Raw genomic sequence first — 15,052 nt, forward strand, 5'->3', positions numbered from 1 at the left:
CGGACACGCACCGGGAGCGGTGGCAGCGCACACGCACCCGGGGGCGGCCTCAGCGGACACGCCCGCAGCGGCCTCAGCGGACGGAGACCGTCCGGCAGCCCATGGACGCGTTCCCGCCCGCGCCGATCCCGACCGCGGTCAGGCAGACGCTGCGGCGGCCGCTCGGCACCGCGACGGTCGCGGCGAGACCGTGGTTCCGACCGACGTGGTACACCCGGTCGACGTCCGGACGGAGTCCCGACGCGACGGCGGTCCCGACGCTCGCGGCGCCGACCGTCACCCGGACCGAGACGGGCTTCGTGAGGTCGTCGCGGTCGAACGCCCAGCCGCGGACGGTGACCCGGCGCACCGCGCCCGAGGCGACGGACTCGAAGTGCACCGTCGGTGCCACCGCCGGCGGCTTCGGCTTCGGCTTCGGCTTCGTGGTGGCCTTCGCCGTCGACTTCGCCGTCGGCGTCGCGGAAGGCCGGGGCGAGGTCGAGGCCGACGGCTTCGGCGTCGTCGCCGCCGTGGGTGCCGTCCCGAGCCGCGCGTTCGCGACCAACGCCTGCGCGAACGCCGACCACCACTTGCCGGCCGCCGGACCGCCGTTGCAGGTGCCGTCGCTCGCACCGGGGGTCTTCACCCACAGCAGCGCGTCCAGGCGGGTGCCGTCCGAGACCACGCGTGGCGTGGTGCCGAGCCCCGAGCCGGGGCCGTTGCACCAGGTCCCGCGCCAGCCCTGCCCGTTCCGCGAGGTGTCGATGACGTAGTGCGAACCGCCCGTCGCAGCCGACACCTTCTCGGCGTACACCTGCTCCTGGGCCGTCGGGTAGTAGTTCGCCACGTTGGTGAAGAACCCACGGGCCTGCTGCACCCCGGCGCTGTTCAGGCGCGACGCCATCAGTGCCGGTTGCACCCAGTTCGAGTTGCCCGCGTCCAGGTACGCCGCGACACCGGCCGCGGTGAACGCTGCGACCTCGCGGGAGAGGATCCGGTACCGCTGCTGGTCGAGCGAGTCGCTGCAGGCGGTGTTGCTGAGCATCGCCAACGAGTCCGGCTCCACGACCACGGCAGCCCGGTGGCCGGCGAGCCGCGCGACGATCTGGTCGACCCAGGCGTCGTACGTCCGCTCGTCGAACCCGCCGGCGGAGTACCCGCCGCAGTCGCGCTGCGGGATCGCGTAGGTCACGAACACGGGGGTGGTGCCGGCGCGCTCGGCCCCGGCGACCGCCGCGTCGATCGTCCTGGTGAGGGTCGTCCCCTGGGTCCAGTCCCCGAGCCAGGTCGCGACCGGGTACCGGGCGATCGTCGACGCGGCTGCCGCACCGGCCGGGTCGCTCGACGCGAGCGCGGTCGCCTGCCTCGCCGCCTCGCTCGTGTCCGATCGGTACGGACCGGCGCCGTAGAGCGCCGCGGACGAGGCCGCGCGCATGGCGGTCGCCGTGGTCGCCGCCGACGCGGTCACGGGTGCGAGTGCACCGACGGCGAGCGCGACGAGCGCGGCGGCGGCGCCGACGGCGACGGTGGTCGTGGTGCGGCGCGGTGCGCGGCGCATGTGGTGCTCCCCTGGGGCCGGTGTCCCCCTGCCCGACGCGGCAGGGACCCCTCCAGGGGACCATGCGCTCCGCGCGCCGTACACACGCCAGATCGGGTGCCACCCGACCGGGTGTCCGCCCTTCTGCCGACGAGCCGGTGCGGCCGGGAGGCGCGTGGCGGCGCCGCCCCGCGCCTCCCGGCCGTCACCGACCGCGTCGGGACCGCGACCTCAGTCGTCGAAGTGCGCCGCGGCGGACCGTGCCCGGTAGGTCACGTCGTCGAGGTCGTCGCCGACGACGGTCACGTGCCCGATCTTGCGACCCGGCCGCGGGGCCTTGCCGTAGAAGTGGTACTTGGCCTCCGGGAAGGCCGCGAGCGCAGCGGGGTACCGGGCTGCGAGGTCGCCGTCCGCCGGGCCGCCGAGCACGTTCACCATGACGGCCGCCGGTCCGTGCGTGCCCGTCGCCCCGAGGGGCAGGTCGAGCACGGCGCGCAGGTGCTGCTCGAACTGGCTCGTGGTGGCCCCGTCGATCGTCCAGTGCCCCGTGTTGTGCGGGCGCATGGCGAGCTCGTTGACGAGGATCCGCTCGTCGTCGGTCTGGAACAGCTCCACCGCGAGCACGCCGGTGACGCCGAGCTCGGTCGCGACCCGGACCGCGAGGTCCTCCGCCGCGTCGGCGAGCCGGCCGGCGCTGTCGGGCGCGGGCGCGAACACCTCGGCGCAGACCCCGTCCCGCTGCACGGTCTCGACGAGCGGCCACGCGACGACCTCGCCCGAGGGCCGGCGCGCGACGGACTGCGCGAGCTCCCGGGTGAAGGGCACGAGTTCCTCGACGAGGAGCGCCTGGCCGCCGCCGGCCTCGGCGACGGCGGTGAACCAGTCGGTGACGTCGGACGGGTCGGTCACGACCCGGACGCCCTTGCCGTCGTAGCCGCCGCGGGCGGTCTTCACGACCGCGCGGCCGCCGTGGTCGTCGAGGAAGGTGCGGAGCTCGTCCGGGTCCTGCACGGCGGCCCAGTCCGGCACGGGGAAGCCGAGCTCGGACAGGCGGGTCCGCATCGTGATCTTGTCCTGCGCGACGGCGAGCGCCTCGGGCCCGGGTCGGACGGCGACCCCGGCCTCGACGAGCGCCCGGAGGACGTCCTGCGGCACGTGCTCGTGGTCGAACGTGACGACGTCGACCTCGCGGGCGAAGGCCAGCACGGTGTCGACGTCGCGGTAGTCGCCCTCGGCCGTCGCAGCGATCGCGGCGGACATGCCGGGACCCTCGGCGAGCACGCGGATGTCGAGACCGAGCTCGACCGCGGCGGGCACCATCATCCGGGCCAGCTGTCCTCCACCGACGACCCCGACGCGCAACGCCATGCTGTGTGTTCCTTCCGTCGTTCCCACCGTGCGGTGAGAGCGCCTTGTCTACAATCGCTGTTCGGGTCGCACCTTCACGCGACCGCTCGATGCGTGCGGTGCACGACCACCGACAACTCTACGGACCCTGGAGATCCCGTGCGGCGACTGATAGCCCAACTGGCCCGCTTCGGCGTGGTCGGAGCCGTCGGCTTCGTCGTCGACACCGCGATCTTCAACCTCCTCCGCGCGACGGTCCTCAACCCCGACGAGATCCACTCCGGCCCGTTCTGGGCGAAGGTCGTCTCGACGGTCGTCGCGATCTTCGTGAACTGGATGGGCAACCGGTACTGGACCTTCCGTGACCAGCGTCGCGCGGTCGCCACACGCGAGGGCGTCGAGTTCGTCATCGTCTCGCTCGGCGGCATGGTCATCTCGCTCGGCTGCCTGGCCGTGTCGCACTACCTGCTCGGGTTCACCTCGGCCCTCGCGGACAACGTCTCGGGCAACGTGATCGGCCTGCTCCTCGGCACGGCGTTCCGGTTCTGGCTGTACAAGGTGTGGGTCTACCACCCCGAGCGCAGCGCCGGGGCCGAGCCGGCCGCCGCTCCCCGCGAACCGGCCACCAGCGAGGTGCCGGGCTCGTAGCGGCCACGGCCCAGTAGCATCGACGGGCCGCGGTGGAGCGGCGCCACCGCACCGCCGACCCGGGGAGCCCGACCGATGCACCACGTCCCTCACCCCGTCGTCGGTCGGCGCGAAGGCGTGGGTGTGGCCGTCCTGACCGCGGTGTTCGGTCTGTGGCTCGTGCTCTGGGCGCTCGTCGTCCCCGCGTTCCAGGCGCCGGACGAGCCCGCGCACTTCGACGCCGCCGTGCACGTGGCGACGGGGAGCGGCTGGCCGGCGCCCGGTGCGCTGCACGTCTCGAACGCGGTGGTGGCCGCACAACAGGAGCAGGCCGCCGGCGCCACCGACCCGTCGGCCGGGTCGGCGACGTGGTCGACGACGGGCGAGCTCCTCGCGGCGCACCCGGGCGACTCGGCGACCGTGGACCAGATGACGCAGCACCCACCGACCGCCTACGTGCTGGACGCCCTGGTGCTGCGCGCGGTGCACTACGGGTCGCTCCGCTGGGACCACGCCCTGCTCGCGCTCCGGCTCCTCGACGCAGCGCTCGTCACGCCGCTCGCCCTCCTGGCGTGGGCCACCGTCCGCCGCGCCACCCGCTCACCACGGGCCGCGCTCCTCGCGCCGCTCGCCCTGTTCGCCACGCCCCAGCTCGCCTCGATCGGTGCCTCCGTGACGAACGACGCCCCGGTCCTGCTGCTCGGCGGGGCGGTCGTGTGGCTCGCCGTCCGGCTCCTCACCGGGGACCTGCGCACGCGGACGCTCGTCGCCCTCGGGGTCGTCACCGCCGCGCTGGTCTGGACGAAGGGCACCGGGCTGCCGGCCGTCCCGTTCGTCGGACTCGTCACGGTCGTCGCCGGGGCCGGGGTCCTCCCCCTCGCCCGGCGCCTCGTCCGCGCCGTGGTCGTGCTCGGCACCGTCGCGGTGCTCGGCTCCTGGTGGTGGCTGCACAACCTCGTGACGTACCACCGGCTCCAACCCGACGGCTACGCGGCGATCCGCCCGCCGGCCGACTTCCCGCCGGGGGAACACCCGTCGCTGCTGCACTTCGTCGACGTCAGCTGGGGCACGATCGCCCGCACGTTCTGGGGCAGCCCCGGACAGCGCGCCCAGGTCAGCATCGGCGACCTGCTCACCGCCGTGCTGACGGTCGTCGCCGTCGTCGTGGTGCTGCTCCTCGCGTTCCGACGGCCGCGGTCCGGCCCCGACACCCGGGCCACGGCCTGGTGCCTCGCCCTCTTCCCGGCCCTGCTCCTCGTGCTGCAGACGGCCAGCAGCGCCCGCGCCTACCTCGCGACGACGCAGGTCGCCGGTACGCAGGGCCGGTACCTGTTCCCGGCGCTGCTCGCCCTGGTCGTGCTCAGCGCGTTCGCGTGGCGCCGCATCCCCGCGACGGACCGGGGGCGCCGCGGGCTCGCGACCACCCTCGCCGTGGTCGCGCCGGCCGTCGGCGTCTACGGACTCGCGGTGGTGTCGAGCTGGTTCTGGAACGCGGCGCGCGCCCCGCTCACCGCGGACGGCGTGGTCCGGTACGGGGCGCTCGGGCCGGTGCCGTTCCCGCTCGTGGTCGTCGTCGCCGTCCTGGTCGCCGTGGGGGTCGCGGTCGCGGTCGTGCAGGTGGCCCGGGCGACCGGTCCGGGAGGCGCGGATCGCGTGCAACGCTCGGCTCGCGTCTGAGCGGGACCCGGGGACGCGACGAGGGCCGCGTCCGTGGACGCGGCCCTCGTGTGCGCGGCGCGTCCGCGGATGCGGCCCTCGTGTGCGCGGTCGGTTGGACGGGCGGGGTCAGCGCCCCATGCCCCGGTAGGTGAACCCGGCAGCGGTCCACGCGTCGCGGTCGAGGCAGTTGCGACCGTCGACGACGACCGGGGTGGACACCAGCGTCGCGGCGGTGGTGGCGTCGAACGTGCGGAACTCGTCCCACTCGGTGAGGACGAGCACGAGTTCGGCGTCGCGGAGCGCGTCCGTCGCGTGCTCGACGTACTCGAGCTCCGGGTGGATGCGTCGCGCCGTGACGACGGCCTCGGGGTCGTAGGCGGCGACCACGGCACCGAGCTCGTGCAGTCGCGCCGCGATGTCGAGGGCAGGCGAGTCGCGCACGTCGTCCGAGTTCGGCTTGAACGCGAGGCCGAGCACCGCGACCCGCTTGCCGGCGACGGCACCGCCGAGGAGCTCCTGCGCGAGGTCCACGACGTGTGCCCGACGGCGGAGGTTCGTGGCGTCGACGTCCGCGAGGAACGCGAGCGACTCCCCCACACCGAGCTCGTCCGCACGCGCCTGGAACGCGCGGATGTCCTTCGGCAGGCAGCCGCCGCCGAACCCGAGCCCGGCGTTGAGGAACTTCCGGCCGATCCGGGCGTCGTGCCCGATGGCGTCGGCGAGCGCCGTCACGTCGGCACCGGCGACCTCGGCGATCTCGGCCATCGAGTTGATGAAGGAGATCTTCGTGGCGAGGAACGCGTTGGCGCTGATCTTGACGAGCTCGGCCGTCGGCAGGTTCACGACGAGCCGCGGGGTCCCGCTGGCGAGCGCCTCGGCGTAGACCTCGTCGAGGACCTCGACCGCGCGCTGACCGGCCTCGCCGTCGGGCACGCCGTAGACGAAGCGGTCCGGCGAGATCGTGTCCTGCACCGCGAAGCCCTCGCGGAGGAACTCGGGGTTCCAGACGAGCGTCGCCCCCGGCACGGCGGCGTCGACCTCGGCCGCGAGCCGTGCCGCGGTGCCGACCGGGACGGTCGACTTGCCGACGACGAACTCGCCGGCGGAGAGGTGCGGGGTGAGCGCGGCGACCGCGGCGTCGACGTACGTCAGGTCCGCGGCGCCGGTGGGGCCCTGCGGGGTGCCGACCGCGAGGAAGTGCACGCGCGACCCGGCGACCTCGGCCATGTCGGTGGTGAAGCGGATGCGGCCGGAGGCGAGCGCCTCGGCGAGGATCTCGGGGAGTCCGGGCTCGAAGAACGGGGCGTCGCCCGCGGCGAGCCGCTCGATCTTCACCGGGTCCACGTCGACGGCGACGACGTCGTGTCCGAGCTTGGCCATGGAGGCGGCGTGCACGGCACCGAGGTACCCGCAGCCGATGACAGAGATTCGCACGGGAAGACGCTACCGGGTTCTGCGTGGACGTCCACCGGGTGCACCGGGGACGGCGTGGCACGGGCTCAGGGCCGGACGTCACCCCACCGCGGTCGTTCCGGACCGCCGACGAGCTCGTCCCAGTCCGGCTCGCGGTGCCGTCGTCGGGCCTCGTGCGCCTCGACCATGTCGTGGAGCACCGCGACGACGAGGTCGGCGTGCGGGACGTCGGCCATGACCAGGGCCGGCTCGTCCCCCGGGAACACGAGGACGTCGCCGGAGCGGAACACCCCCTGCAGGCCGCGGCGCCGCACGGTCACGTCGTAGCCCCGCGAGTGCAGGAGTTCGCGCCGCGTCCGGGTGCCGAGGCCGTGCACGACGACCAACCGACGCGTCGTGACGACGTACCGCTCGGACATCCAGCGGAAGAGGGGCACCGCACCGCCGAGCACGAGCAGGAGCAGGACCAGTCCCGCGACGACCGCGTTCAGCCAGGCGAGCTCGGCGCGGAACACGCCGAAGCCGAAGCCACCCGCGAGTGCCACGAGCACCACGAAGACCGCGGGCCGCACGAGCCGACGCGCGTGCGGCCGGAGGCGCGCGACGACGCGTTCGGGCGGCGGCTCGTCGGTCATGCCGTCATGCATACCGCAGGTGGGTGAGGTCCCCCACTGCGACGCCCCTGGAGACGCCCGCTCGATCCCGGATCGTGATGCGACCCTCGTCGTCGATGCCGGTGGCCTCGGCCTCGACGTGCGTGCCGTCCGGCAGCTCGATCCGGACCTGCTGGCCGATCGTGCCGCAGGCCGACCGGACGTGGGACCGGACCGACCCGGCGGCCGGACCGCCGGCGGCCAGGGCGACCACGGCCTCCAGGACCGCCCGGTGGAAGGCGACCAGGACCCGGTCGGCGAGGTCGTCGGCTGCCCCCGACGCACCCTCGACGGCCAGCGACGTCGCGGTCGGCGTCGGCAGTCGGTCCGCCGGGATCGTGAGGTTCACGCCCGCGCCGACCACGATGCTGCCGTCGGCGGCGACCTGGCAGAGGATGCCGCACACCTTGCGGCCACCGATCTGCACGTCGTTCGGCCACTTCACCGCGACCTCGGAGCCGGTCGGCAGGAGCGCGGCGACCGCGTCGCGCATCGCCGCACCGGCGACGAGCGGGAGCCAGCCACGGTCGCGGTCGTCGAGGTCGGCCCGGACGAGGACGCTGGCGGCGAGTGTCTCCCCGGCCGGTGCCGACCAGGACCGGTCGAGCCGACCACGCCCCGCTGTCTGGTCGAGGGTGACGAGCACGCTGCCGTGGGGCTGCTCGGATGCCACGGCGAGGAGGTCCGCGTTCGTCGACCCCGTCGTCGCCGGTGCGGCGAACACCGCGCCGGCCGCGTCGACCGCCGCTCGGCTGGTCGGGAAGGTCGGCGGCGCGGGTGTGGACATGCACGCAAATGTACGGCCAGGAACCGTGGGCGTCCTCCAACCGGCCGCGTCGCCGCCGCCGGTAGGGTGAGCGGGTGACTTCAGGAGACACCCCCGATCTCTCGACGACGGCCGGCCGGCTCGCCGACCTCCGCGAGCGGTACCACGAAGCAGTGACCGCCGCGGGCGAGGCCGCCATCGCCAAGCAGCACGCCAAGGGCAAGGGCACGGCGCGCGAACGGATCGAGCAGTTGCTCGACGAGAACTCCTTCGTGGAGTTCGACGAGTTCGTCCGCCACCGCACCCACGCCTTCGGCATGGAGGCGAAGCGGCCCTACGGCGACGCGGTCGTCACCGGCGTCGGCACCATCCACGGCCGCAACGTCGCCGTCTACGCCCAGGACTTCACCGTCTTCGGCGGCTCCCTCGGCGAGGTCGCCGGCGAGAAGATCGTCAAGGTGATGCAGCACGCCATCAAGACCGGCGTCCCGATCATCGGCATCCTCGACTCCGGCGGCGCGCGCATCCAGGAAGGCGTCGTCGCGCTCGGCAAGTACGGCGAGATCTTCCGTCTCAACACGCAGGCGTCCGGGGTCATCCCGCAGCTGTCGATCGTGATGGGGCCTGCGGCCGGCGGTGCGGTGTACTCCCCCGCCCTCACCGACTTCGTGATCATGGTCGACAAGACGAGCCACATGTTCGTCACCGGCCCGGACGTCATCAAGACCGTCACCGGCGAGGACGTCGGTTTCGAGGAGCTCGGCGGTGCCCAGACGCACAACGCCGTCTCGGGCGTGGCGCACTACCTCGCCGAGGACGAGACCGACGCCCTCGACTACGCGCGGTCGCTGATCGGCTTCCTGCCCGACAACAACCTGTCGGACGCCCCCGCCTACGACGTCGCGCCGGAGCTCGAGACGACCGACGCCGACCGCGAGCTCGACGTCGTGATCCCGGACTCGGCGAACCAGCCCTACGACGTGACCGCGATCATCGAGCACCTCGTCGACGACGGTGAGTTCCTCGAGGTCCAGCCGCTGTTCGCGCCGAACATCCTCATCGGCTTCGGCCGCGTCGAGGGCCGCACCGTCGGCATCATCGCGAACCAGCCGCAGGCGATGGCCGGCACGCTGAACATCGACGCCGGCGAGAAGGCGGCCCGGTTCGTGCGCTTCTGCGACGCGTTCGGCATCCCGATCCTGACCCTCGTCGACGTCCCCGGCTACCTGCCGGGCACCGACCAGGAGTGGACCGGGGTCATCCGCCGTGGCGCGAAGCTCCTCTACGCCTACGCCGAGGCGACGGTGCCGCTCGTGACCGTGATCACGCGCAAGGCCTACGGCGGTGCCTACATCGTCATGGGGTCGAAGCAGCTCGGCGCGGACATCAACCTCGCGTGGCCGACCGCCGAGATCGCGGTCATGGGCGGCCAGGGCGCGGTCAACATCCTGTACCGCGCCGAGATCAAGCGTGCCGAGGAGTCCGGCGAGGACGTGGCCGCGGTGCGCGCCAAGCTCGCGAACGAGTACACGTACAACGTGGCGTCGCCGTACCTCGCGGCGGAGCGCGGGGAGCTCGACGGGATCATCCAGCCGCACGCCACGCGCGTGTCGGTGATCAAGGCGCTCCGGGCCCTGCGCGGCAAGCGTGCCGCACTGCCGCCCAAGAAGCACGGGAACATCCCACTGTGACCCGCGCTGTCATCGTCGACGCGGTCCGCACCGTCGAGGGGATCCGCTGATGGGTCGCCACGCCGCTGCGGTCCCGGCCGAGGAACCCGTCTCGGTCGGCGCGGACGTCCGCGTCGTCTCCGGGCAGCCCACGCCCGAAGAGCTCGCGGCCGTCGTCGCCGTGCTGCAGCGGCAGGCCGACGAGGCCGTCGCCGCGGGGCGTCCCGAGCTCACCACCTCGCCGCGTGCCGGCTGGGACGCCTCCGCGCGCGGACTCCGGCGGCCGCTCGACCACGGGCCCGGCGCCTGGGGTCGTTCGCTCCGCTGACCTGCGCTCCGTCCACCTTGCGCGCACCGGCGCGTCGAGGGCGGCGGCCCCTTGCGCACCGCCCGGGGAACGGGCGAGCATGTACCCCAGGGAAGGGAGACGCCCCGCAGGTTGCGTGGTGCACTTCCCGGTCGGTCTCCCCTCGGATGGGGGACATCATCTGGTCACGGGGTCCGGAAACGCACGATTTGTCCCCCATAATGTCGACTGACAGACCCCGCGCGGCCCGGCATAGTAGTTGGTGTTCGGTGTCCTTCAATGAAGAACATCGCAGGCGGTGGCCGACTAGGGTACGAAGCCATCGCCAGCTGCGAGTCAGGGCGATATTCGGGTTGTCGCTCAGACTCGGGTCGTGAACGGGCCGGTCGGTATCCGACCGGCCCGTTCCCCCGTTCCGGGGACGTTCGCAGTCGAGACGCCGGTCCGTCATCGAGGCGTCCGTCCGACGTGGATGCGCCACCGGCCGTGTCGGTCCGCGGTGGACCCGCGCGGCTCAGGCCGGGACGTGCCGCGGGATCTCGAGCCAGACGACCACCGAGTCGTCCTCGTCGCCGTCCTCGTCGTCACCGGCCCCCAGCGCCGCGGACTCGCTCGCCGCGAGGTCGAGCCGGAGCCCGACGACGGTGACCGCCGAGTCGGAGCCCTCGGCCACGGTGCGGACGATGACGTTGTCCGCGTCGCGTGCCTGCCGCAGCGCGTCCGCGATCCGCGCGTGCACCCGACGCAGGTCGTCGATCTCGAGGTCGTCGAGGCCGCCGTCGTCGTGCAGCTGCACCGTGGCACCTCGGCGACGCAGGCGCATCACCTCGTGCCGGACGTCCTCCGACAGCAGCGACCGGCCGCGGATCTCGTCACGGATGGCCTGCTCGAGGTGCAGGCACTCGGCGCGTTCGTCCGCGTCGAGGTCTCCCCCGGTGTCGATGATCCGCTGCAGCATCGGCAGCGCCATCCGGGTCGTCTGGCTGAGGCGGAACTGGCGTTCGAAGACGTGGGCGTCCTGTGCCGCCTGCCAGTCCGCCGTCTCCTGCTCCGCACGGACGAAGTCGCGGGTGACCCGGGTGGCACGGCTCATCGCCGCGGCGAACCCCGTGGCGATCGCGACCCACGCGACGCTCCCGAGCACCCCGAGGGACCCGAGCGCGCCGAGCCCCGCCCACGCCACGGTGTGGACGGTGAGGAAGCCGACGCCGATCCACGCGAACGGTGCCCGGCCACGGACGACGAGGACCACCATCAGCGTCCCCACCGCGGCGATCCACCACGTCGTGTACGAGGGGCCGGATCGGAGGTCGACCACGGGGGCGGCGACGATCGGCAGCACGACGGCGGTGGCGAGCGAGAAGCACGCCGCCCAGACCGGGAGCGCGCGACCGGGCACGAACAGCGCGACGCCGGTGGCGGCGGCGTACAGGACCATGCACGCGAGCACCGGACCGGCGTCGAGGACGCGGTTCAACGTGGTGGCCGCGAGGAGCAGGTGGTACACGGAGAACAGGGCGGCCAGGCCGATGGCGACGCCGGCGGGGATCGAGACCCTCATCGGGCGGCCTCCGCCCCGGGCTCCCAGTCGAGCCGGACACGCGTGCCCGAGCCCGGCGTGGTGACGATCTCGGCGTGCCCGCCGACCGCGAGGACCCGCTCGACGATGGACCTGCGCACACCGAGGCGTTCGGCCGGGATCGCCGCGACGTCGAAGCCGGCGCCGTCGTCCCCGACCTCGATCTGCACACCGGCACCGTGCGGCCGGAGGTCGACCCAGCGCGCGACGTCCGACCCGCCGGCGTGCTGGACGCTGTTCACGGCCGCCTGGAGCGCGGCGGAGGCGAGGGCGTCGGCGACGGTGGCGGGGACGCGTGCGCCGCCCACGGATGCGCCCGACACGCGGACCGGCGCGGCCAGGGCGCCGACCGCGTCGGTGATCCGCGCACGGAGGTCGTCCAGCGAGACCGGTGGCGCACCGGCCGTGTCGTCGGTCGCCGCGGCGTCGAGGTGGTCGATGGCGTTCCGCGCCATGCGGGCTGCGAGCGTCTCGGCGTCGCGGGTCTCGGCGCGCGCCGCGGACAGCAGCGTCGTGAGGACGCTGTCGTGCACGATCGCGTCGACCTGCACGCGCTCGACCTCGGTCGCGTGCTCACGGATGGCGTGCGAGTAGCGGCGGACCGCGGTCGCCTGCGCCGCGTCCACCGCCGTCGCGGCCCGGCGCAGCACGACCGCGATCACGAGGACGGCGCCGCTGAGGATCGCGGTGTACACGCCGTCGAGGAGGGCGCGGAGGCCGGCGTCGCCGCCGACGGGGCTCAGGCGGATGACGACGTAGACGGCCGGCACCAACGCGGTGTACACGGTCGCCCGCCACGGCGCGAACCCCATGGCGGCTGCCGTCGACCCGACGGTGCAGAGCCACCACGGCCACGGCACCTGGTTCGACGGGATCGCGTCCTGCACGGTCGACGGCCACGTCACGAGCGCGACGAGGAACAGCACCGCGCAGGTGATCTGCGCGATCTGGGCGACCCGCGGGACGAACACCGAGACCCCGACGAACAGGAAGGACGCGGCCAGACCGCAGACGACGACCGGCCCCCACACCGGGTGGAGGTACGGCAGCTGATCGAGCACCGCGGGGACGGTCGTCGCACCGAACCCCAGCGCCGCGAGGGCGATGAGGATCGTGAACGCCCGCTCGACCGACGCCTGGGTGATGGTCGCCCGGACGCTGCGCGACGGGTCCGCCCCGAACGGCGCCTGCCCCGACGGCACCGGCGAGGACGGGACGCGGTCGGGGTCGACCCGTGGGGTCCGCTCCGTCGACCGCGACCCGACCCCGGCGCGCGGGGCTCCGCCGGCCCGGGCCGAGCCGGGTGCCGGTGCCGCGTCAGCCGCAGCCATGGTGGTCAGCGACCGTCGCCGTCGGGGTCGATGCCGGAGTCGAGCCCCGGCAGGATGCCGTCCTCGACCGCGCGGCGGAGGAGGTCGACCTTCGTCGGTGCGGGTCGGCCGACCTCGACGTACTTCACCCGGATGCGGTCGAGGTACTCCCGAGCCGTCGAGTAGCCGATGCCCAACTGCTGGGCGGCGAGCTTGAGCGGCAGCCCGGAGGCGTAGAGGTGCAGGATCTCGCGTTCCCGTCGTCCGAGCTGGGCCTTCGCGAAGTCCCGGTCGGCGTCGATCGCGCTCGCCCACTCGAGGTTGTTGAGCACGTCGCCGCGTGCGACGGTCGCGACGGCTGCCATGACGGTCTTCGTCGCCGACGACTTCGGGATCACGCCCGCCGCTCCGGCGGCGAGCGCCTCGCGCACGTTGGCGACCCGGTCGGCGATCGAGTGCACCAGCACCGCGGACCCGGTGCCCTGCACACCCTTCACGTTCGCGGTCACGGTCGAGCCGTCGCCGAGCGACAGGTCGAGGACGACGACGTCGACCTCACGCCCGTCGAGGTGCTCGATGTACTCGGGCACGCTCGCGGCGGTGAGGACCACCTCGAACCCCTCGTTCTGGCACGCAGCCTGGATGCCGAGCCGCACGGACTCGTGGTCGTCGACGATGGCGACGCGGACGGGCTTGGTCGCCAGTCCGGTCGTCCCGGTGGTGGTCGTGTCTGTTGCCACGGTGGCCTCTCTGGTCGATGCGCACCCCCGGCCCCTGAAACCGGGGAGCCATCTCCGACCCAAGGATACCCAGGTCGGACTCAGGCAGCAGCGTGCGACGACCACGACACGGGGAACGCCGTCGCACGACGCGACCGGCGCGGCGGGGTGACCAGGCGCGCGCCCCGCGCCCGACGACCGCCGGGGCGGACGTCAGGCGACCGGCACCAGGCGCGCCACGGCCTCCAGGTGGTGGGTGTGCGGGAAGAGGTCGAAGGCGCGCAGTGCCTCCAGGCGGTACCCGAGGTCGGCGAACGTCGCGACGTCGCGGGCCAGCGCGACCGGGTCGCACGCGACGTAGACGACCTGCGCCGGCTGGAGCGCGGCGATCTGGACGACCGCCTCGCGGCCTGCGCCGGAGCGGGGCGGGTCGAGCACGACCGTGCCGGCGCGGTACCGCTGCCGCTCCGACGCCGTGAGCGCGGCGACGGTCCGCTGCAGCCACCGGTCGACCCGACCGGTCTCGGCGCGGGCGCCGATCCACTCGGCCAGGTTCTCCTGCGCGTGCTCGGTGGCGCGGGGCGCGCTCTCCACGCTCGTGAGCCGCGCCTTCGGACCGACCAGGTCGCCGAGCGCTGCGGCGAGCAGGCCGACACCGCCGTAGAGGTCGAGGTGCTGCCCGTCCGGGTCGAGCCGCTCGCGGTCGACGAGGTCCTGCACGGCGGCGGTGAGGACGCCCGGGGCTGCACGGTGTACCTGCCAGAAGCCGGTGTCGTCGACCTGGAACGTGCGCGCACCCACCACCTCGATGACGACGGTGGGCTTCTGCTCGTCGATCACCAGGCGTGCGCCCTCGGAGCCGCTCGGTGCGAGCACGTCGACGACGGACGCTCCGGGCATCGCGCCGCGGCCGAGGGGCGCGCTGTCCTGCACGACGGTGCTGGCGAGCGGCAGGGACGCGACCGGCACCACGGTGTGGGAGCGGGCCGCGAAGGGGCCGGCGGTGCCGTCCTCGTCCACGTGCAGCCGGACACGGGTGCGCCAGCCGGTGCCGTTCGCCTCGTCGTCGCCGGGTGCGGCCTCGACGACGACGTCGTGGCCGAGCACGTCGGTGAGGTCCGTCCGTGCGAAACGTGCGAACGAGTCGACGAGGACGTCGTGCTTCAGCGTGCGCTGGTGGGCGAGGGCGATGTGACCGAACTCGGCACCGCCCGGGCGCGCCTCCGGGTCCCGCTCGAGCGCGGCCTCGGGCCAGACGTGGTCGACCCGGTGCTCGCTCGGCGTCACGACGCTGACCGTGTCGGCACGCCAGAACGACTTCTTCCGGTCCTCGGTCACCCGGGCGACGACCCGCTCGCCGGGGATCGCGTCCGACACGAACACCACGCGCCCCTCGTGCCGTGCCACCGAGATGCCGCCGTGGGCGATCCCGGTGACGTCGAGTTCGAGCAGCGTTCCGACGGATTCACCCATGGTTCGATGTTCC

At 73.7% G+C, this 15,052-nt stretch carries 13 protein-coding genes; 4 read left to right on the forward strand and 9 right to left on the reverse strand.

All coding sequences use genetic code 11. The features are described 5' to 3' along the window. Nucleotides 1-73: 73 nt before the first annotated feature. Together AAEP86_RS15375 and AAEP86_RS15380 are read right to left on the reverse strand one after the other, a co-directional pair. Entirely contained in the window at nt 74-1,537 is a 1,464-nt protein-coding gene (locus AAEP86_RS15375; RefSeq protein ID WP_420368168.1) for a glycoside hydrolase family 6 protein, read from the reverse strand. 210 nt (nt 1,538-1,747) lie between these two features. Further along, nucleotides 1,748-2,884, reverse strand: a complete 1,137-nt coding sequence (locus AAEP86_RS15380; protein ID WP_420368169.1) for a 5-(carboxyamino)imidazole ribonucleotide synthase — start codon at nt 2,882-2,884, stop codon at nt 1,748-1,750. 138 nt (nt 2,885-3,022) lie between these two features. Here AAEP86_RS15380 and AAEP86_RS15385 point away from each other — a divergent pair, with 138 nt between their 5' ends. Together AAEP86_RS15385 and AAEP86_RS15390 are read left to right on the forward strand one after the other, a co-directional pair. Next, nucleotides 3,023-3,511, forward strand: coding sequence for a GtrA family protein (locus tag AAEP86_RS15385; RefSeq protein WP_420368170.1), 489 nt, complete (start codon nt 3,023-3,025; stop codon nt 3,509-3,511). Nucleotides 3,512-3,634: 123 nt separating this feature from the next. Next, the gene (locus tag AAEP86_RS15390) at nt 3,635-5,167 is read left to right on the forward strand and encodes a DUF2142 domain-containing protein (protein WP_420368171.1); all 1,533 of its coding nucleotides are present in this window, start codon (nt 3,635-3,637) and stop codon (nt 5,165-5,167) included. 108 nt (nt 5,168-5,275) lie between these two features. Here AAEP86_RS15390 and AAEP86_RS15395 read toward each other — a convergent pair whose 3' ends face one another. The 3 genes from AAEP86_RS15395 to AAEP86_RS15405 all read right to left on the reverse strand — a co-directional run bounded on the left by AAEP86_RS15395 (nt 5,276) and on the right by AAEP86_RS15405 (nt 8,002). Then, a complete protein-coding gene (locus AAEP86_RS15395) occupies nt 5,276-6,583 on the reverse strand; it encodes a UDP-glucose dehydrogenase family protein (protein ID WP_420368172.1) in 1,308 nt (435 codons plus the stop codon). Nucleotides 6,584-6,648: 65 nt separating this feature from the next. Continuing rightward, entirely contained in the window at nt 6,649-7,197 is a 549-nt protein-coding gene (locus AAEP86_RS15400) for a PH domain-containing protein (RefSeq protein ID WP_420368173.1), read from the reverse strand. 4 nt (nt 7,198-7,201) lie between these two features. Further along, nucleotides 7,202-8,002 (reverse strand): biotin--[acetyl-CoA-carboxylase] ligase, encoded by an 801-nt coding sequence (locus tag AAEP86_RS15405; RefSeq protein ID WP_420368174.1) that lies wholly within the window; start codon nt 8,000-8,002, stop codon nt 7,202-7,204. Nucleotides 8,003-8,076: 74 nt separating this feature from the next. Between AAEP86_RS15405 and AAEP86_RS15410 the strand changes: the two genes are divergently transcribed. Both AAEP86_RS15410 and AAEP86_RS15415 read left to right on the forward strand, forming a co-directional pair. Continuing rightward, a complete protein-coding gene (locus AAEP86_RS15410; protein WP_420368175.1) occupies nt 8,077-9,672 on the forward strand; it encodes an acyl-CoA carboxylase subunit beta in 1,596 nt (531 codons plus the stop codon). Between the two features lie 49 nt (nt 9,673-9,721). Further along, entirely contained in the window at nt 9,722-9,979 is a 258-nt protein-coding gene (locus tag AAEP86_RS15415) for an acyl-CoA carboxylase subunit epsilon (protein ID WP_420368176.1), read from the forward strand. 493 nt (nt 9,980-10,472) lie between these two features. Here the strand turns inward: AAEP86_RS15415 and AAEP86_RS15420 are convergent, their stop codons facing one another. The 4 genes from AAEP86_RS15420 to AAEP86_RS15435 all read right to left on the reverse strand — a co-directional run bounded on the left by AAEP86_RS15420 (nt 10,473) and on the right by AAEP86_RS15435 (nt 15,039). Next, nucleotides 10,473-11,519, reverse strand: coding sequence for a hypothetical protein (locus tag AAEP86_RS15420; RefSeq protein WP_420368177.1), 1,047 nt, complete (start codon nt 11,517-11,519; stop codon nt 10,473-10,475). Beyond that, nucleotides 11,516-12,868 carry a sensor histidine kinase gene (locus AAEP86_RS15425; protein ID WP_420368178.1) on the reverse strand — a complete coding sequence of 451 codons (1,353 nt, stop codon included), beginning with the start codon at nt 12,866-12,868 and terminating at the stop codon, nt 11,516-11,518. Before AAEP86_RS15425 ends, AAEP86_RS15420 begins: the two co-directional genes overlap by 4 nt. Nucleotides 12,869-12,873: 5 nt before the next feature. Beyond that, a complete protein-coding gene (locus tag AAEP86_RS15430; RefSeq protein WP_071290598.1) occupies nt 12,874-13,587 on the reverse strand; it encodes a response regulator transcription factor in 714 nt (237 codons plus the stop codon). 192 nt (nt 13,588-13,779) lie between these two features. Then, nucleotides 13,780-15,039 carry a class I SAM-dependent RNA methyltransferase gene (locus AAEP86_RS15435; protein WP_420368179.1) on the reverse strand — a complete coding sequence of 420 codons (1,260 nt, stop codon included), beginning with the start codon at nt 15,037-15,039 and terminating at the stop codon, nt 13,780-13,782. Nucleotides 15,040-15,052 lie beyond the last annotated feature (13 nt).

The sequence above is a fragment of the Curtobacterium sp. L1-20 genome (assembly GCF_048755855.1).
Lineage (GTDB): Bacteria > Actinomycetota > Actinomycetes > Actinomycetales > Microbacteriaceae > Curtobacterium.